Source organism: Massilia sp. Bi118, from assembly GCF_918697865.1.
Classification (GTDB): Bacteria; Pseudomonadota; Gammaproteobacteria; order Burkholderiales; family Burkholderiaceae_D; genus Telluria.
This window is the reverse complement of record NZ_CAKKMV010000002.1, coordinates 175267-193383: the sequence shown is the minus strand read 5'-3', so window position 1 is coordinate 193383 and position 18117 is coordinate 175267. Positions and strand designations below refer to the sequence as shown.

The window sequence follows — 18117 nt, the reverse complement described above, 5'->3', positions numbered from 1 at the left end:
GTCCGGCCACACCGAGGGGGGAAATTCGGCGCCCTTGCCGTTCATACCGCAAAACATACAGCCTGTCGCATCGCGGACACCCGGACGCTTGCCCCGGCCTACAGTAGCGTATCCCCACTGGTCGGAGCGCATCATGCTGGAACTGCAGGACGTCACCAAATCCTTCGGCAAACAGGTCACAGCGGTCGCCGATTTATCGCTGCGCCTGGAACCCGGCGTGGTCGGCCTGATCGGCCACAACGGCGCCGGCAAGACCACGCTGATGCAGATGATCGCCACGCTCACCAAACCGACCAGCGGCAGCATCCTGTTCGATGGCCAGGACATCGTCGCGAAACCGGAGACGATCCGGCGCCGCCTGGGCTACCTGCCGCAGGACTTCGGCGTCTACCGCAACGTCTCGGCGCTCGAATTCATGCAGTACTTCGCCGCCCTCAAGGGCGTGCGCGATCCGGCCCGCATCCGCCGCCTGCTCGAACTGGTCAACCTGCACGACCAGGCCGGGCGCCAGGCCAGCACTTTCTCGGGCGGCATGCTGCGCCGCCTCGGCATCGCCCAGGCCCTGCTGAACGACCCGGACGTGCTGGTGGTCGACGAACCCACCGCCGGCCTCGATCCGGAAGAACGGCTGCGCTTCCGCAACCTGCTGGCGGAGCTGGGCTTCAACAAGCTGGTCATCATCTCGACCCACATCGTGTCCGACGTCGAGAGCATCGCCGGGCGGTTGGCCATCATGCGCAACGGCAGCCTGGTCGCCTGCGACACGCCGGATGCGATCCTCGGCCGCGCGCGCGGCCAGGTATGGTCAGCCAACGTCGACCACGACGAATACGAGATCCTGCGCGCCACCACCCACGTGCTGCACGCCGCGCGCCAGGGCGGGCGGATGGCGCTGCGGATCGCCCATCCCAGCCTGCCCTGCTCCGGCGCGACGCCGTCCGAGCCGAGCCTGGAGGAAGCGCTGATGGCGCAACGCTATGCGGTGAAGGAAGCCGCATGAGCGCGTACGCGGTCCGCACGCTGGCCTTGCTGGAAGCGCGGCTGCGCCTGCGCCGGCTGTCGACGCTGGCGACGCTGCTGGTCGTGGTGGCGATCAGCTGGCTGGTGATTTCCGATCCGGCCGGCGGCCACACCTTGATCTCGGCCGGCGGGGCGCGCGTGCGCTACACGAGTTCCGCGCTGGCGCTGGGCAGCGCCTCGCAGGCGACCCTGCTGTTCGCGCTGGCCGGCTTCTACCTGCTGCGCGGACGCATGGGCGAAGACCTGCGCAGTGGCCTGGGCGGCGTGATCGGCGCCAGCCAGGCCGGCAACGCCCTGTGCATCATCGGCCGCTGGTGCGGCGGCGTGCTCTACCTGGCCGCGCTGGCCGGCGCCTTCATGGCCACCGTGCTGGTCTGCCACGCCGTGCGCGGCGAGGGGGCGATCGAGCCGCTGGTCTACCTGCAGACCTATCTGCTGGTGCTGGGTCCGATGATCCTGTTCACGGCCAGCTGCGCCACGCTGTTCGACAGCTGGGCCCCGCTGATGGGCAAGCGCGGCGACCTGCTCTACTTCCTGCTCTGGGTCGGCCAGATGGCGATGCTGCCTGCGGTGACCGAAAGCGCGGGTCCGCCGGCCGCCATTCCCGTCGACTTCAGCGGCATGAGCGCCATCGTCACCCTGTTCTCGCACCACCTGGACATCCACAGCATCATGCTCGGGATCGGCGATTTCGATCCGAAGCTTGCGCCGATCACACTGCCTTCCTGGATGTGGGACGGCGCGACGATCGCGACCCGCTGCGTCACGACCTTGCTGGCCTGCCTGCCGCTGCTGCCGGCGGTGCGCCTGTTCCACCGCTATTCGCCCGACCGCGTCAGGCCGGCACGCTCGCGCGCACGGCGCTCGCCGCTGGCCCTGCTCAACGGCTGGCTGCGCCCGCTGGCGCGCTTGACGCAGCCGCTGTTTGCGCTGTCCGCGCGCCTGCCCGGCATGGCCGGCCAGGCCCTGGCCGACGTTGCCCTGACCCTGGCCTCGGCGCCGGCGGCGATCGCCCTGCTGCTGGCGGCATCGGTGGCGGCGCTGGCCGTCGACCTGCATGCGCTGCCGCCGCTGGCGCTGGCCTGCGTGGCCTGCTGGGGCGTGCTGGTGAGCGACCTGCCGACCCGCGACGGCGATGCCGGCTGCGCCCTGCTTGGCGCCGCCCTTCCCGGCGGCAGCGCGCGCCGCTACTGGCGCCAGCTGGCGGCCATCGTCGTCCTGGGCCTGATGTTCACCGGCGTGGCCATGCTGCGCCTGGGCGCATCAAGCCCGCTGCGCGCCGGCGCCCTGCTGGCCGGCGTGCTCGCACTGGCCGCCCTGGCCAGCCTGCTGGGCCGCAGCAGCGGCACCGGACGCACCTTCCTGGTGCTGTTCCTGCTCGGGCTGTACATCGGCGTCCAGGTCAACAACGTGGCGCTGGCCGACGTCGTCGGCTTCCACGGGACGGCGACCGCGGCCTCGGTGCTGACCTGGCTGGCCGTGGGCATCGCTGCCGCCTGGGGCGGGCATCTGTGTAATCGCCACCGCAACTTCTCATGAAAGGAAACGATCGAATGCTGAAACGAGCAATCGGCCTGCTGGCGGCCGCCGCCATGCTGTGCGCCGCCACCACGCACGCGCAGAACATCTTCGACCCGAGCAAGCTGAAAGGCCCGGCGAAGGGTGTGCAGAACGAGGTGCTGGTGCTGGGTACAGCCCACCTGTCGGGACTGAAGGAGCCTTTTCAACCCGCCAGCCTGCGCCTGCTGAACGAACGACTGGCCGCCTGGAAGCCGCGCATCATCGCCATCGAGGCGCTGTCCGGCATGCAGTGCGACCATGCGCGCCGCTTCCCGCACCGCTACAAGGACACCGTAAGTGACTACTGCTGGGACCCGGCGCCGGCGCGCGCCGCCACCGGCATGGACGTGCCCGCCGCAAGCGCCGAAGCCGAACGCCTGCTGGCCGCCTGGCCGGCCTCGCCTTCCCCATCGCAGCGGCGCCGCCTGGCCGCCGTGTTCCTGGCCGGCGGCGAGCGCGCCTCGGCGCTGGTGCAGTGGCTGCGCCTGCCGGAAGCCGAGCGCCACGCCGGCGATGGCCTCGACGCGACCCTGGTCGCGGTGCTCGAGAAGCAGCGGAGCCGGCGTAACGAAGACACCCTGATCGCAGCGCCGGTGGCCGCCGCGCTGGGCCTGGAGCGGGTGGTCGCGATGGACGACCACACCTCGGACATCATGGTCGCGGACGAGAAGGGCTGGGGCGAGGCGATCGGCAAGGCCTGGAACAACGCCACCAACGCCAGCCGCAAGCAGCGCGACCAGGCCCTGCACGCGAAGCTCGGCGATGCCGAAGGCGTGCTGGCGATGTACCGCGTCTACAACGAGCCGGCCCAGGCGAAAGTCGTGTTCGACGGCGACTTCGGCGCGGCGCTCGAGGAAGGCTCGCCGCAGCAGTTCGGCCGCCAGTACGTGGGCTACTGGGAGACCCGCAACCTGCGCATGGCCTCGAACATCCGCGACGCCATCGCAGGGCAGCCGGGCGGCCGCACCCTGGTCATCGTCGGCGCTTCGCATAAAGGCTACCTGGAGGCTTACCTGAACCAGATGCACGATGTCCGCATCGTCGACGCCTTGCAGGTGCTGCGCTAAGGCTGACCGCTCACGGCGCACCGTTCACCGCAAGCCATGCACGGGTCGGCGCATTCCGCTGGACCGCCGGCCCGCTGCCCTCTAGCTTGGGAACTTTCCACCACAGGAGTTCCCATGCGCGCATTCCTTTCGCCCATCCTCCTCGCCGCCTCCCTGGCCGCCCCGGTGCATGCCGCCGACGCCGTCAAGGACAATGCCCACGCGGCCGATGTCGCGGCCATCAACCAGGTCGTCGAACAGTTCAAGGCGGCCATCATCGCCCACGACGGCAAGACCCTCGGCAGCCTGTTCCTGCAGGACCACGACAGCTGGCTGTCGGTGGCCGCCGTGGACGACGCCACCTGGGCCACCGTCAAGGCGCGCAATCCGAAGGCGCGAAAGGTGATGCCGGACAGCTGGAGGAAGTTCGCCGAGTTCGTGCAGAACGCACCGAAGCCGATCGAAGAGCGCTTCTACAACGTGCGCATCGACACCAACGGCGCCGTGGCCTCGGTCTGGTTCGACTTCGACTTCCTGCAAGACGGCAAGGTCACCAACCGCGGAAGCGAAACCTGGCAGCTGGTGCGCGCGGAAGACGGCTGGAAAATCAGTTCGATGCTGTTTTCGATGGGCCGCTAAGGCATTAGAATCGCTGCATGAAAGTCGAAACGCCGCTGCTCGTCCCCGTGCTCGCCGCCCTGCCGGTGTGCGCCTGCATGGCCATCCTCGGGCTGCCGTCCGTCGGCCACGGCTACGCCACCGCCTTCCGCACGCTCTACTTCGTCGCCTGCCTGGCATGGCTGGCGCCGCTGGCGATGCTGCAGCGGGCGGCGTGGCGGCGCGAGTGGCGCTGGCTGCCGACGGCCCTCGTCCTGCTGGCGGCGAGCTATGCGATGTCGGTCTTCAATTCCCTGCTCGGCCAGCGCCTGGCCATCGAACTCGGGCTGGAAACCGGCTACCAATGGGGCCTGCTGTTCGCGGGGCTGGACAGCTGCTGGCTGGCCCTGATCGCGTTCTGTGCGGTGCACGCGGTGGCGGCCTACTATCTGTCGCTGCAGCGCGCCCAGCTCCACCTGGCGCAGGCGCAGGCGGCGGCCCGCGACGCCGAATTGCGCGCGTTGCGCCTCCAGGTCAATCCCCACTTCCTGTTCAACTCCCTGAACGCGATCTCCGCGCTGGTGTCGAACCAGGCCAACCGCGAAGCCAATCGCATGCTCGCCTGCGTGTCCGACTTCCTGCGCGCCACTCTCGCCCACGACGGCCGCCACGAGCACTCGCTGGCCGAGGAACTGGCGCTGACGGAAGCGTATCTGGAAATCGAAAAGGCGCGCCTCGGCGAACGCCTGCGCCTGACGATGAAGGCCGGCCCCGACCTGCTCGACAACGCCGTGCCCTACCTGATGCTGCAGCCCCTGGTCGAGAATGCGATCCGCCACGGCATCGCGCCCCTGGCCATGCCTGGCCGGCTCGACATCCGCGTCGAGCGCGAGGCCGCTCGCCTGCTGGTCGAGGTGCGCAACGACGGCCGCCAGCCGGTGCAGGAAAGCGGCGGCGGCATCGGCCTGGCGAACGTGGGCCAGCGCCTGCGCCACCTGTACGGCGACGCCCAGCAGGTCGATGCCGGCTGGGACGAGGACGGCCGCTTCGGCGTGCGCATCGCCCTGCCCCTGCGCTGCGTGGACGCCGCCGCATGAAGATCCGCGTCGCCATCGTCGACGACGAACCGCTGGCGCGGCTGGCGGTCAAGGTCCGGCTCGCGCAGCGCGGCGAATTCGAGCTGGTCGCGGAATACGGCGACGGCGACAGTGCCGCCGCAGGCATCGCGGCGCTGCGCCCGGACCTGGTGTTCATGGACGTCCAGATGCCGGGCAAGAGCGGCATCGAGGTGCTGGCCTCACTGCCGCCGCGCCAGCGTCCGATGGCGGTCCTGCTGACCGCCTGGGACAATTTCGCGCTGCAGGCCTTCGACCTGGCCGCCATCGACTATCTGCTGAAACCCGTCGACGACGAGCGCCTGGACGAAGCCCTGGACCGCGCGCTGCGCGCCTGGCCCTATCGCCGCAACGATGCCGCCACCCCGGCGCCGGCGCAATGGACGCGCAGCTTCACGGTGCGCAGCGGCGCGCGCACGCTGCTGGTGCCGGCCGCCGAGGTCGAGCGCATCGAGGCCGACGGCGACTATGCCACCCTGCACAGCGCCGGCAAGACCTGGCTGGTGCGCGAACGCCTGCATACGCTGGCGACGCAGCTCGATCCGCACGTGTTCCAGCGCGTGCACCGCTCGACCATCGTGCGGCTCGACATGATCGCCGAGCTGCGCGCCCTCACCAACCGCGACGCCCTGCTGCGCCTGCGCGACGGCAGCCTGCTGCGCGCCAGCCGCACCTACATGCCGGCGCTGGCGGATGCACTCGACCACCTCAACAAGAAAACCGCCTGATGCACCCTGCTCTAGAAAACACCCGGCTCAAGGGCCTGGACACCTTGCGCGCGCTCGCCATCGGGCTGGTGCTCATGTCGCACTACAACGGCTTCGTCGCCCGCGATTCCATCTTCGGCTTCATCGGCGAGGTCGGCTGGGCCGGCGTCGACCTGTTCTTTGTCCTGAGCGGCTACCTGATCGGCAACCAGCTGCTGACGCCCGCCGCGCGCGGCGAACCCTTGTCGCTGAAGGCCTTCTTCGCGCGCCGGCTGCTGCGCACGCTGCCGAACTATTACGTGGTGCTGGCCGTGTACCTGCTGCTGCCGCACAGCGTCATCTGGGGCAAGACCATGGCGCCGGCCTGGCGTTATCTCAGCTTCACCCAGAACTTCGGCCTGCGGTACGGCGAGACCTTCACGCATTCGTGGTCGCTGTGCATCGAGGAGCAGTTTTATCTTGTGCTGCCGCTGGCGGTGCTGGCGCTGGTGGGCAGGCGGCGTTCGCCGCGCCTCCTGTGGTGCGCCATCGCTGCTGCCATCGCGGCCGGCATGGTCTACCGCGGTCTGGCTTTCATCAACGGCCAGGAAGCTTTTGCGGCGCCGGTGTACTACGCCACCTTCGCCCGCTTCGACGAACTGCTGCCGGGTGTGGCCATCGCGATGCTGAAGAATTTTCATCCACGGCAGTTCGAACGCGTCCTGAAGCACGGGAATGCGCTGCTGGCGCTTGGCATCGCCATGGCGGCGGCGGTGCTGTACGGCGTGAAGAACGAGGCGCCAAGCGCGTACCTGGCCTCGACCTTCGGCTTCTCGCTGGTCGCCATCAGCTTTGCCCTGCTGACCTGCGCGGCGCTCAGCCCGCGCTCGCTGCTCAACCGCGTCCGGATTCCCGGCGCGGCCAGCCTGGCGCTGTGGTCGTATGCGGTTTACCTGGTGCACAAGCCGGTGTTCATGGCGCTGCGGCCGGAACTGGAACGCCGGGGTATCGATCCGGCGGCGCCCTTGACCATCGTGGCGGTGATGGCGGCCGGCGTGTTCGGCGGCTGGGTGCTTTATCGGGTGGTGGAGACGCCGTTCATGCGGCTGCGTGCGCGGTGGTTTCCGGCGGCGGGATCAAAGCCTCTTTCTGTTTCCGCTAACGATTGGGCCGATAATGAGAAAGTGGGGCATGTCTCCAATCCGGGCTGATATGCCGTAGTGAACGATATTGCTGTAGCGGCATGTGTTCCTATGCGCTTGTCCAAGTAGTTTTGCCCGTCCACGTTCCGTGGACATGTGCATAATCTTGGACAAGCGAGCTGAAAAAGTCGAGGTTCACACGTAGTGATCTCTAACGACAAATTTGACGCGACCACGTCGCCCAAGGTGTCAGGTAAGGTTGCCAGGCTGGCGAATTTGCGCCGCGATTGATCAGACAGATACCCAGACCGGCATGGAGGGACCCAGCCTATCCAATTGCTGCCTCAGTCCTTGCGTGCATCGATGCAAAGCTTGAGGACGCCTTCGAGCAAGACCCACCCCAACATCGCGATGCCGAACGCCTGGAACCGCGGCGAGTCCTTGGCCATGAACAGCGCCGCCAACAACATCATCGGACCGCAGCGATAGCGGAAGCTCCTGGTCAGCAGGACGAGTCTGTCAGCGAACGTCGGTTCACTTGGAAATTGCATGCTGTTCTCCTCCGTAGCTCCCAACGATAGCATGCCTTTTACGGGAAAAAATGCACCAAATCTCACGACTAAGGCTCCGCTTGTCCCTCCTGCTTCACGATCGGATTCCGCGTATGCGTCCACCCACTCATCAAGGAATACCCCACCGCCAGCAAAGTCGGCCCAATGAACAAGCCGACAAACCCGAACGCGATCACCCCGCCCAGCACGCCCAGTAAGGTCAGCAGGAACGGCAGGCTCGACCCGCGGCTGATCAGCATCGGCCGCACCACGTTGTCGACGCCGCTGATCACGAAGAAGCCCCAGACCAGCATGAAAATGCCCCAGCCGGTGCTGCCCTGGGCGAACAGCCAGATCGCCGCGCCGCCCCAGATCACGGGCGGGCCGACCGGTATCAGGGATGAGACGAACACCAGCACCGACAGCAGCAGCACGGCCGGCACGCCGGCGATGGCGAAGCCGATCGCCGCCACCAGGGCCTGGGCCAGGGCCGTGCCCAGCAGGCCGTACATCACGCCGCGCACGGTGTTGGCGACGGTGTCGGTGACCGCCTCGGCCTCCTCGTTCATGATGCGCTTCATGGCGGCGGCGATCACGGTCTTCAGCGCTTCGCCGTCGCGGTAGAAGAAGAAGCTCACAAAAGCCGCCAGCGCCATCTGGACGACGCCGGTGCCCAGTACGAGGCCGCCGGCCACCAGTACATTGCGCGCCGGCTCGGCCATGCGCTTCGCGAGCTCCATCATGCGGTCGCGGCTGGCGAGGAGTTCGTTCAGGTAGACGTGCAGCTGTTCGCCGACCAGTGGCAAGCCGCGCACCCACGCCGGCGGGTGCAGGTCACCGGCGCTCAGCTTGCGTAGTTCCTCGAAGGCGGCAGCGGCGTTGTCGGCGAGGTTCCAGGCGACCAGGGCCAGCGGGATCACCACCAGCAGGGTCAGCGTGAGAGTCATGGTCAGCGCGGCCAGCGTGCGGCGGCCGCGCATGCGCAGTCTTAGCCGCAGGTAGAGGGGCCAGGACGAGATGACGACGGCGGCCGCGAACAGGATCGCAGCCAGGAAGGGACGCAGGACATACAGGCAGCCGAGCGTGAGGAGGATGACGGCAGCGGCGCGGGTTGTATTTTTTCCTGGTCGCTGATCCATCCCTTACCCCGATATCGTTGGCGATATCAGGATAATAGCTGCTTGATGTCGTGGACGATTGCGTCAGCCCCACCGCCGTGGCGGATGAACAGGCGCAGCCTGCCGTCCCTGTCGAACACATAGCTGCCGGCCATGTGGTCGATGGTGTAGCTGCCCGGGTCCTTGCCCGGCACCTTCGAATAGAACACCTTGAAGTCCTTGGCGGTCTTCGCGGTCTGCTCCGGCGTGCCGTACAGGCCGACGAAGCGCTTGTCGAAGGCCGGCACATAGCTGGCCAGCAGCGGCTGGGTGTCGCGTTCGGGGTCGAGGGTGATGAACAGCACCTGCACCTGGTCGGCCTGCGGGCCGAGCTTCTGCATCACGCCGGCCATTTCCGCCATCGTGGTCGGGCAGACGTCCGGGCACTGGGTGTAGCCGAAGAAGACCACCACCACCTTGCCCTTGTAGTCGGCCAGGGTGCGCGGCTTGCCGGTGTGGTCGGTGAGCGAGAAGCCCTTGGCGTAATCGAGGCCGGTGACGTCGGTGTTCTGGAAGCTGCCGGCCTGCTTGCCCGGCAGCTTGTCGCATGCGGTGACGGAGAGCGCCAGGGCGCAGGCGGCGACAAGCGTGGGCAGCAGTTTTTTCATCTCAGAACTTGAAGTAGTGGTCGACCAGCAAAGCAGCGAACAGCAGCGACAGATAGACGATGGACCAGGCGAAGGCCTTGCGCGCGATCTGGTCGCTGTAGCGCTTGTGCACCAGCCAGCCGTAGCGCAGGAACACGGCGTTCAGGCCGATGGCCGCCGCCAGGTACAGCAGGCCGCTCATGCCGACCGCGAACGGGAACAGGGTGCAGGCGGCCAGCGCGATCGAGTACAGCCAGACCTGCTGGCCGGTGTACTTCATGCCGTGGGTGACCGGCATCATCGGCAGGCCGGAGCGCACGTAGTCGTCGCGGCGGTACATGGCCAGCGCCCAGAAGTGCGGCGGGGTCCAGACGAAGATGATCAGCACCAGCAGCCAGGCTTCCATCGGCACGGTGTTGGCGACCGCGGCCCAGCCCAGCGCCGGCGGCATCGCGCCGGACAGGCCGCCGATCACGATGTTCTGCGGCGTGTTCGGCTTGAGCAGGACGGTATAGATCAGCGCATAGCCGACGAAGGTGACGAAGGTCAGCCACATGGTCAGCGGATTGACCATCGTGTACAGGACGCCCATGCCCAGGCCGCCGAGAATGGCGGAAAAGATCAGGGTCTGGGTGGTCGACAGTTCGCCCATCGCGGTGGCACGGCGCGCGGTGCGGGCCATGCGGGCGTCCACTTCCGCCTCGATCAGGCAGTTGACGGCAAAGGCGGCGCCGGCCAGCAGCCAGATGCCGAGCGTGGCCCAGAACAGCACGTGCCAGCCTGGGAAGCCGTCGGTGGCCAGGAACATGCCGATCACGGCGCAGAACACGGCCAGCTGGGTGACGCGCGGCTTGGTCAGCGCCCAGTACTGCGAGATGCGGCTGGGCGGTTTATGGGTTGCGGTTTGGGTAATCATGAATGGCCCGCGGACGCCGCTGCTGCGTGAGCATGGGTCGGCGACTTCGATCCGAGTTGATACTGTACCTTGTAGTTTAACATGGTCACCAGCAGGACAAGGAGCGCCGCCCCGGCGTTATGCAGCACGGCGATGGCAAGCGGGAAACTGAAAAACACGGTCGCGATACCCGTGAAGGCCTGCGCCGATAATACTAGAACAAGGTTGCGCGCGGTGCCGTGCAGGCCCGGCAAGCGCCAGGCGCGCCAGGCGGCAAGGCCAAGAACCAGCACCACCACTGCGGCAAAGTTGCGGTGCACCCAGTGGATGGCGGTCAGGGCCGAGAACGGCAGGTAGTGGCCGGCGGCGGTTTTGCCGAGCTCGCGCCACAAAGTGAAGCCGTGTTCGAAGTCCATGTCTGGGACAATTTGTCCTTGGCAGAGTGGAAAGTCGTTGCAGGCAAGCGTCGCATAATTGGTACTTACCCACCCGCCCAGGGCCAGCTGGACCAGCAGAACGGCTCCGGCCAACCAGGCCAGCGGCCGCAAACGGCGGAGTTTCAAGGCATCGGCAGGGGCCAGCGCCGGCGCCGGATGCAGAAGATAATCCTCGCGGCCGCCCAGCCAGGCCGCCAGGGCGAGCAGGGTTATGCCGAACAACAGGTGCAGGGTCACGATGACCGGCTGCAGCTTCAGGGTCACGGTCCAGGCGCCGAACGCGCCCTGCACGCAAACCCAGACGAACAGCAGGGTCGGCAGCCAGGGCGAGGCTGCGCGCCCCTTCGAGCGGCGCCATGCCAGCCAGGACGCCACCATCAGCCCGATGATCAGGAAGCCGATGCCCATCGCCAGGAAGCGGTGGATCATTTCGATCCAGGCTTTCATTTTCGTCACCGGACCGGTCGGCATCAGGGCCTCGGCGGCGGCGATGTGTTCGTGCGCCAGGAAAGGATTCGCTTCGCCGTAGCAGCCCGGCCAGTCGGGGCAGCCCAGGCCGGAATCCGTCAGGCGCGTGAAGCCGCCGAACACGATCAGGTCGAAGGTGAAGAAGACGATGACCCAGGCCAGCTTGCGGTAGCGGCGGGAGCCGGTCGCCATCCAGACCATGGACAGCGGCACGGAAGCGGCCAGGATGCCGGTCAGGGCCAGCAGGATGAAATTCGAGGCTTGCATTCTTGACTCAGTTTCAATGCGCTCAGCCGACCGCGGAAGCCTTCAGCAGCTTGTAGATATCCTTGTGCACCTTGCGCGGCTCCGGGTCCTTCGGGAAGCGCATCATCAGGTGACCCAGCGGGTCGATCATGTAGATGTGGTCGGACACGCCGGTGCCTGGATCCACCGGCAGCCAATTTTTGACGGCCTGCGCATCGGCGCGCAGCATGTGGGTGCCGTCGAATTCGCGGATCACGATGGTGTCGAGCGGCTCGCTATCCGTGATCAGCCAGACCCGTTCGATGCGCTCCATCTCCTTGCCCTGCATGGTGCGCAGCTGGCGCATCGCGAACAGCTGCTTGCGGCAGGCTTCGTCGCAGGCGCCCGGCGCCGCCATCAGCATGATCCACTTGCCCTTGAACTGCTCGAGCGCGGCCGGCTTGCCGTCCAGGGTGGTGGTTGCCATCGCCGGAATCGGGTGCGCGCGCTGGTCGATCAGGGTGCCGTAGTTGTTGCGCTTTTCCGGCTTGAGCACGTAGAAGGTGAAGTACGACGCGATCATCGGCGAGGCGCAGACCAGCAGCACCAGCCAGAGCATCCAGCGGCCGCGCTTGCGTTGTTTGGGTTCAGCCGGATTGTTTGGTTTTGCTTCTTCCACTTCGAAATCCTGTTATCACAAAAAATAGGAAGGCCATCGCGGCCAGTGCGTACCACTGCACGGCGTAGCCCTTGTGGCGGGCTATGTCCGTGCTGGGCGCGGGCCAGTCGCGCAGCAGGCCCTCGCCGGGGGTAGCCGGACCAGTCTGTTCGACCACGACCGGCAGCAGGTCCAGGCCGCTGGCGCGCGCCACCTCGCCCGGCCCGGTGTTCTGCACGATCGCCTCCGGTTGCAAAGGCGCCGGCGTCCCCAGCTGCATCACGCGGGCCAGCTGGCGCACCGCCCTGCCCTCGATCCTCACTGGTCCAGCCGGCGTGGTGTATGGCGGCAGGCGGTCGTGCTCGGCCATATTGCGCGGCAGCCAGCCGCGCGCGACGAGGACGGCCTTGTTCGATCCCGCTATTTTAAACGGCATCAGCAGAATGAATCCGGTGCGGCCTGCCTGCGGCCGGTTGTCCAGGAACAGCGGCCAGTTGGGGACGAATTCGCCCTTTACCAGAACGCTGTGGAACTCGATGCGCGCGGGGTCGACCGGGCTGCCGTCCAGCGTTAGCGGGGCTGCAGCCATGCCCTGCTCGAGCCTGGCCTGCAGTACGGTTTTCTCGGCCGCGCGGCGGGTTTGCCAGTTGCCGAGCGCGATCCCGAGCAGCACGAGAATGAGGGTGGCGAGGAAAGGAATGGTCCTGAAACGGAAGCGAAGTCGCATACAATTGAATATCACTTTGCCATTTCAGGACACACCATGAAGATCGTCGTCGCCATCGCTTTCGTGCTCATCATCGGCAGCCTGGCCTCCGCCCTGTTCTTCCTGATGCGCGACAAAGGCCGCAGCAACCGCACCGTGCAGGCGCTGGCGATGCGCGTGGGCTTGTCGATCACGCTGTTCTTGCTGGTGCTGTTTTCGTACAAGATGGGGTGGATACAGCCTACGGGGATTCGCTAAAAGCCGTCGTCCCCGCGAAGGCGGGGACCCAAGTTCTGCCTGAGCTAACGAAACGCATGCAAACTTGGGTCCCCGCCTCCGCGGGGACGACGTTTTGAAGCCTCGGATTACAGCCAGTACACAACCACGTACAAACCCAGCCAAACCACATCCACGAAGTGCCAGTACCACGCAGCCCCCTCGAAGGCAAAGTGGTGCTCCGGCGTGAAGTGCCCTTTCAGTACGCGGTACAGCACCACCGACAGCATGATCGCGCCCATGGTCACGTGGAAGCCGTGGAAGCCGGTCAGCATGAAGAAGGTCGAACCGTAGATGCCCGAGGTGAGCTTCAGGTTCAGTTCGGTGTAGGCATGGTGGTACTCATAGGCCTGGAAGCCCATGAAGACGGCGCCCAGCAGGATCGTGGCGAACAGCCAGATCGCGGTTTGGGCGCGGTGGCCGGCGCGCAGGGCGTGGTGAGCGATGGTCAGCGTGACGCCCGAGGTCAGCAGCAGTGCGGTGTTGATGGTCGGGATCGGGAACGGGCCCATGGTGTTGAAGGTCTCGACGGTGCCGGCCGGGCCGATGTTGCCCCAGTGGCCCGCGAAGTCCGGCCAGATGACCTTGTGGTCGAGGTCCGCCAGCCACGGCATGGTGATCGACCGCGCGTAGAACAGCGCGCCGAAGAAGGCGCCGAAGAACATCACTTCCGAGAAGATGAACCAGCTCATCGACCAGCGGTAGGAGGCGTCGATGCGGGCGCCGTACTGACCCGATTCCGATTCGCCGATGGCGTCGCCGAACCAGAAGTACAGCACCACCAGCATGGCCAGGATGCCGGCGACGCACACGCCCGGCCCCCAGGAAGCGCCATTGACCCAGCCGGCGGCGCCGGCCATGGTGGCGAGCATCGAAAAGCCGCCAGCCATCGGCCACCGCGAGGGGCCGGGGACGAAATAGTACGGCGCAGCATTGTGTGGCGAACTCATTCTCATCTCCTCAAACGAACTTCTGATTTGTCGAATTTCCGATACCGCTCGATTCTTTACTTTTTACTTATTTGGCGACCGCCATCCGCACCACGAACAGCAGGATGCCGATGAAGATCGCCACGCCGATCAAGCCGCCCAGGATCACATGGACCGGGTTCAGGTTGGCGGCGTCGTGCTCGTAATCCTTGCGCTTGCGGACCCCGAAGAAGGACCAGAACACGGCCTTCATCGTGGCGCCGAAACCGGCTTTTTTCGGCCCGCTCATTGGCTGGCCACCGCGCCGCCCACCTCGAAGAAGGTGTACGACAGCGTGATGTTCTTCACTTCGCGCGGCAGCGCCGGATCGATGAAGAACACGACCGGCATCTGGCGCGCCTCGTTCGGCTTCAAGACCTGCTCCTTGAAGCAGAAGCACTCGACCTTTTTAAAATGCGGCATCGCCGACTGCGGCGCGTAGCTCGGGATGGCTTGCGCCTTCACGGTGCGCGCCTGGGTGTTGACGACCTCGTAGACCACGGTCGCCATCTCGCCCGGGTGCACGTCGATGCTGCGCTGGGTCGGACGGAAGCGCCACGGCCCCTGCGCATTGCCGTCGAGTTCCACGGTGATGGTGCGCGCCAGGTCGACCTGGGTGTTGGCGGGCCGCTCCACCGTGCCGTCCTTCTGCGTCAGCACGTTGATCCCCAACACCTCGCACACTTGGCGGTAGACCGGCACCAGCGCATAGCCGAAGCCGAACATCACGCAGGCCACCACCACCAGCTTGACGAAGGTAGTGCGGTTCAGCTTGTTCATCTCAGTTCAGCCAGAGCCGCTTGACGAACAGCAGCACGAAGAAGAACAGCGCGAGGCCGCCGACCAGCAGAGCGGTGCGCCTGTTCTTCCTGCGCAGCGCCGCGTCGCGCTCGTGGCCATGTTCAGCCATCATCATCTCACTTCACCAGCGGCGGGTTCTCGAAGGTGTGGAACGGGGCCGGGCTCGGCACGGTCCACTCCAGGCCTTCCGCGCCTTCCCAGGGCTTGGCGTCCGCCTTCTGGCCGCCGCGGATGGTCGGGATCACCACGAAGAACAGGAAGTACACCTGGCTCAGGCCGAAACCGAAGGCGCCGATCGACACGATCTGGTTGAAGTCCGTGAACTGCACGGCGTAGTCGGCATAGCGGCGCGGCATGCCGGCCAGGCCCAGGAAGTGCATCGGGAAGAAGGTGATGTTAAAGGTCACCAGCGAGGCCCAGAAGTGCACCTTGCCGCGGAATTCCGGATACATGTGGCCGGTCCATTTCGGGGCCCAGTAGTAGAAGCCGGCGAACAGCGCGAACAGCGAGCCGGCCACCAGCACGTAGTGGAAGTGGGCCACCACGTAATAGGTGTCCTGCACCTGGATGTCGATCGGGGTCACGGCCAGGATCAGGCCGGTGAAGCCGCCCATGGTGAACACGAAGATGAAGCCGACCGCGAACAGCATCGGCGTCTCGAAGGTCATCGAGCCCTTCCACATGGTGGCGACCCAGTTGAACACCTTCACGCCGGTCGGCACCGCGATCAGCATGGTGGCGTACATGAAGAACAGCTGCGAGGTCACCGGCATGCCGGTGGTGAACATGTGGTGGGCCCAGACGATGAAGGACAGGATCGCGATCGACGCGGTCGCGTACACCATCGATGCATAGCCGAACAGCGGCTTGCGGGCGAAGGCCGGGATGATCTGCGAGACGATGCCGAAGGCCGGCAGAATCATGATGTAGACCTCGGGGTGGCCGAAGAACCAGAAGATGTGCTGGTACATGACCGGGTCGCCGCCGCCTGCCGCATTGAAGAAGGAGGTGCCGAAGTGGCGGTCGGTCAGGGTCATGGTGATGGCGCCTGCCAGCACCGGCATCACGGCGATCAGCAGGTAGGCGGTGATCAGCCAGGTCCAGCAGAACATCGGCATCTTCATCAGGGTCATGCCGGGCGCGCGCATGTTCAGGATGGTGACGATGATGTTGATCGAGCCCATGATCGACGACGCGCCCATGATGTGCAGGGCGAAGATCGCCATGTCCATGCCCGGGCCCATCTGGGTCGACAGCGGTGCGTACAGGGTCCAGCCGGCGGCGGTGGCGCCGCCCGGCACGAAGAAGGACGTGGCCAGCAGGATCGCGGCCGGCGGCAGCAGCCAGAACGAGAAGTTGTTCATGCGCGCGAAGGCCATGTCGGAAGCGCCCACCTGCAGCGGGATCATCCAGTTGGCGAAGCCGACGAAGGCCGGCATGATCGCGCCGAACACCATCACGATGCCGTGCATGGTGGTCAGCTGGTTGAAGAACTCGGGACGGAAGAACTGCAGGCCGGGCTGGAACAGCTCGGTGCGGATCATCAGCGCCAGCACGCCGCCCGAGAGCAGCATGGTGAACGAGAACCACAGGTACAGGGTGCCGATGTCCTTGTGGTTGGTGGCGAACAGCCAGCGGCGCAGGCCGGTTGGGTGGTCGTGCGCATGGTCGTGCGCGTGGTCATGACCGTGCAGGTCGTGTGCGTGATCGATGCTGGAACTCATTTCTATGTCTCCGATTCCAAACGCTTATTTGCCGCGGGCGGCCAGGACTTCCGACGGCTGCACGATGTTCTGTTCGGCCTTGTTGGTCCAGTTGTTACGGGTATAGGTGATCACGGACGCGATGTCGGAATCCGACAGTTGCTTCCATGCCGGCATCGCGCTCGGGAACTTGCCGCTGTGCTTACCGTTCAGCAGGACGTTGATCTGTTCGGCTTTATCGCCCAGCACGACCGGCGAGCCGACCAGCGAAGCAAAGGCGTTCGGCACGCCCTGGCCGCTGGCCTGGTGGCAGGCCACGCAGTTGGCGGCGTAGACCTTCTCGCCCTTGGTCTTCAGTTCGTCGATGGTCCAGACCTTGCTCGGATCGTCGGCCAGGGCCGCCATTTCCTTCTTCTTGGTGTTGACCCAGGCGCTGTAGTCCTCGGCCGAGACGACTTTCACGACGATCGGCATGAACGCGTGCTCCTTGCCGCACAGCTCGACGCAATTGCCGCGGTAGGTGCCGACTTTTTCGGCCTTGAACCAGGCGTCGCGCACGAAGCCCGGGATCGCGTCCTGCTTGACGGCGAAGGCCGGGATCGTCCACGAGTGGATGACGTCGTTGGCGGTCAGCACCAGGCGCACCTTTTTGTTCACCGGCACGACGACTTCGTTGTCGACTTCAAGCAGGTAGGTCTCGGTGCGCGCGGTGGTCGGCGCCACGCCCGGCTCGCCAACGGCGCTGCGCGGGGTCGACAGGTTGGACAGGAAGGAAATGCCCTCGCCTTCGCCCTTCAGGTAGTCATAGCCCCATTTCCACTGCATGCCGGTGACCTTGATGGTCAGGTCCGGGTTCGAGGTGTCCTTCATGGCGACGACCGCGTGGGTGGCGGGCAGCGCCATGCCGATCACGATCAGGAAGGGAACGACCGTCCAGGCGATCTCGACGGCGGTGGATTCGTGGAAGGTTGCCGGTTTGTGGCCCAGCGATTTGCGGTGCTTGAACACCGAATAGAACATGACGCCGAACACGGCGAAGAAGATGATCAGGCAGACGATCATCATCCAGTTGTGCAGGCTGTAGATATAGTCGCCGATGCCCGTTACGGCAGGCTGCATGTTGAGCTGGTGTTCCGCCGGCCGCCCGATCACCTCGGGCTCGGCCCACGCCAGGACGGGCAAGCCGGCCCCTGCCGCGAGACCGAAGGTCGCCGCTTTTAATCGCTTTGCATAAGTCATGTTGTCCCCAACCACCCAAAAAAAATGAATTTTCCTAAGAGGCCGGCACTTCCATGAACGAACTGCCGCCGCTCCCGAAATCCTTCCTGCAAACACCGACCATCAGGGACGACACGTACCAAGATGAATCTGCTTGCTCGGGCTCCGGACCGCAAAACACGGTTTCCGAAGCCTTTGGTGTTGCTGCAACCAGTTCGACTTCACGCTGTTTTTGCTTAAGTTTTTAGCGTGATGACTACGTAAGTCGAAAAAAGTGTCATTGATTATACTGAAATCGCTA

The 18117-nt window shown here is 65.6% G+C and carries 21 protein-coding genes; 8 read left to right on the top strand and 13 right to left on the bottom strand.

Annotated features, from left to right (window positions below; all coding sequences use genetic code 11):
• Positions 1-133 precede the first annotated feature (133 nt).
• The 7 genes from LQV39_RS03530 to LQV39_RS03500 all read left to right on the top strand — a co-directional run bounded on the left by LQV39_RS03530 (position 134) and on the right by LQV39_RS03500 (position 7235).
• Complete coding sequence (locus LQV39_RS03530; protein ID WP_230020360.1) at positions 134-1000, top strand: ABC transporter ATP-binding protein; 867 nt, start codon at positions 134-136, stop codon at positions 998-1000.
• Complete coding sequence (locus tag LQV39_RS03525) at positions 997-2559, top strand: hypothetical protein (RefSeq protein WP_230020359.1); 1563 nt, start codon at positions 997-999, stop codon at positions 2557-2559. Before LQV39_RS03530 ends, LQV39_RS03525 begins: the two co-directional genes overlap by 4 nt.
• 14 nt (positions 2560-2573) lie before the next feature.
• The gene (locus LQV39_RS03520) at positions 2574-3647 is read left to right on the top strand and encodes a DUF5694 domain-containing protein (protein ID WP_230020358.1); all 1074 of its coding nucleotides are present in this window, start codon (positions 2574-2576) and stop codon (positions 3645-3647) included.
• A gap of 114 nt (positions 3648-3761) precedes the next feature.
• Positions 3762-4265 (top strand): hypothetical protein, encoded by a 504-nt coding sequence (locus LQV39_RS03515; RefSeq protein WP_230020357.1) that lies wholly within the window; start codon positions 3762-3764, stop codon positions 4263-4265.
• A 17-nt stretch (positions 4266-4282) separates the two neighbouring features.
• Positions 4283-5320 (top strand): sensor histidine kinase, encoded by a 1038-nt coding sequence (locus LQV39_RS03510; RefSeq protein WP_230020356.1) that lies wholly within the window; start codon positions 4283-4285, stop codon positions 5318-5320.
• On the top strand, positions 5317-6066 hold the full coding sequence (locus LQV39_RS03505) for a LytTR family DNA-binding domain-containing protein (RefSeq protein WP_230020355.1): 750 nt from the start codon (positions 5317-5319) through the stop codon (positions 6064-6066). The genes LQV39_RS03510 and LQV39_RS03505 overlap by 4 nt, the downstream gene beginning before the upstream one ends.
• Positions 6066-7235, top strand: coding sequence for an acyltransferase (locus tag LQV39_RS03500; RefSeq protein WP_230020354.1), 1170 nt, complete (start codon positions 6066-6068; stop codon positions 7233-7235). Before LQV39_RS03505 ends, LQV39_RS03500 begins: the two co-directional genes overlap by 1 nt.
• A 275-nt stretch (positions 7236-7510) precedes the next feature.
• Here LQV39_RS03500 and LQV39_RS03495 read toward each other — a convergent pair whose 3' ends face one another.
• The 7 genes from LQV39_RS03495 to LQV39_RS03465 all read right to left on the bottom strand — a co-directional run bounded on the left by LQV39_RS03495 (position 7511) and on the right by LQV39_RS03465 (position 12871).
• Positions 7511-7717, bottom strand: a complete 207-nt coding sequence (locus tag LQV39_RS03495) for a hypothetical protein (RefSeq protein ID WP_230020353.1) — start codon at positions 7715-7717, stop codon at positions 7511-7513.
• Between the two features lie 68 nt (positions 7718-7785).
• On the bottom strand, positions 7786-8856 hold the full coding sequence (locus LQV39_RS03490; protein WP_230020352.1) for an AI-2E family transporter: 1071 nt from the start codon (positions 8854-8856) through the stop codon (positions 7786-7788).
• A gap of 26 nt (positions 8857-8882) precedes the next feature.
• Positions 8883-9482, bottom strand: coding sequence for an SCO family protein (locus LQV39_RS03485; protein ID WP_230020351.1), 600 nt, complete (start codon positions 9480-9482; stop codon positions 8883-8885).
• Between the two features lies 1 nt (position 9483).
• Positions 9484-10377: a heme o synthase gene (cyoE, locus tag LQV39_RS03480; RefSeq protein ID WP_230020350.1), complete on the bottom strand. Its 894-nt coding sequence runs from the start codon at positions 10375-10377 to the stop codon at positions 9484-9486.
• Positions 10374-11528: a heme A synthase gene (locus tag LQV39_RS03475; protein WP_230020349.1), complete on the bottom strand. Its 1155-nt coding sequence runs from the start codon at positions 11526-11528 to the stop codon at positions 10374-10376. The genes cyoE and LQV39_RS03475 overlap by 4 nt, the downstream gene beginning before the upstream one ends.
• Positions 11529-11550: 22 nt before the next feature.
• Positions 11551-12105, bottom strand: coding sequence for a redoxin domain-containing protein (locus LQV39_RS03470; protein WP_230020597.1), 555 nt, complete (start codon positions 12103-12105; stop codon positions 11551-11553).
• Positions 12106-12133: 28 nt separating this feature from the next.
• On the bottom strand, positions 12134-12871 hold the full coding sequence (locus LQV39_RS03465; protein WP_230020348.1) for an SURF1 family protein: 738 nt from the start codon (positions 12869-12871) through the stop codon (positions 12134-12136).
• Between the two features lie 36 nt (positions 12872-12907).
• Here LQV39_RS03465 and LQV39_RS03460 point away from each other — a divergent pair, with 36 nt between their 5' ends.
• Positions 12908-13108: a twin transmembrane helix small protein gene (locus LQV39_RS03460; protein ID WP_230020347.1), complete on the top strand. Its 201-nt coding sequence runs from the start codon at positions 12908-12910 to the stop codon at positions 13106-13108.
• 107 nt (positions 13109-13215) lie between these two features.
• Here LQV39_RS03460 and LQV39_RS03455 read toward each other — a convergent pair whose 3' ends face one another.
• From LQV39_RS03455 to coxB, 6 genes are all read right to left on the bottom strand, one after another.
• Positions 13216-14076, bottom strand: a complete 861-nt coding sequence (locus LQV39_RS03455) for a cytochrome c oxidase subunit 3 (RefSeq protein ID WP_230020346.1) — start codon at positions 14074-14076, stop codon at positions 13216-13218.
• Positions 14077-14143: 67 nt separating this feature from the next.
• The gene (locus LQV39_RS03450; RefSeq protein ID WP_230020345.1) at positions 14144-14344 is read right to left on the bottom strand and encodes a DUF2970 domain-containing protein; all 201 of its coding nucleotides are present in this window, start codon (positions 14342-14344) and stop codon (positions 14144-14146) included.
• Positions 14341-14874, bottom strand: a complete 534-nt coding sequence (locus LQV39_RS03445) for a cytochrome c oxidase assembly protein (RefSeq protein WP_230020344.1) — start codon at positions 14872-14874, stop codon at positions 14341-14343. Before LQV39_RS03445 ends, LQV39_RS03450 begins: the two co-directional genes overlap by 4 nt.
• A 1-nt stretch (position 14875) precedes the next feature.
• Positions 14876-15010, bottom strand: coding sequence for a hypothetical protein (locus LQV39_RS26340; protein WP_290368547.1), 135 nt, complete (start codon positions 15008-15010; stop codon positions 14876-14878).
• Position 15011: 1 nt separating this feature from the next.
• Positions 15012-16619 (bottom strand): cytochrome c oxidase subunit I, encoded by a 1608-nt coding sequence (ctaD, locus tag LQV39_RS03440; RefSeq protein WP_230020343.1) that lies wholly within the window; start codon positions 16617-16619, stop codon positions 15012-15014.
• A 24-nt stretch (positions 16620-16643) separates the two neighbouring features.
• On the bottom strand, positions 16644-17837 hold the full coding sequence (coxB, locus tag LQV39_RS03435; protein ID WP_230020342.1) for a cytochrome c oxidase subunit II: 1194 nt from the start codon (positions 17835-17837) through the stop codon (positions 16644-16646).
• Between the last annotated feature and the right edge of the window lie 280 nt (positions 17838-18117).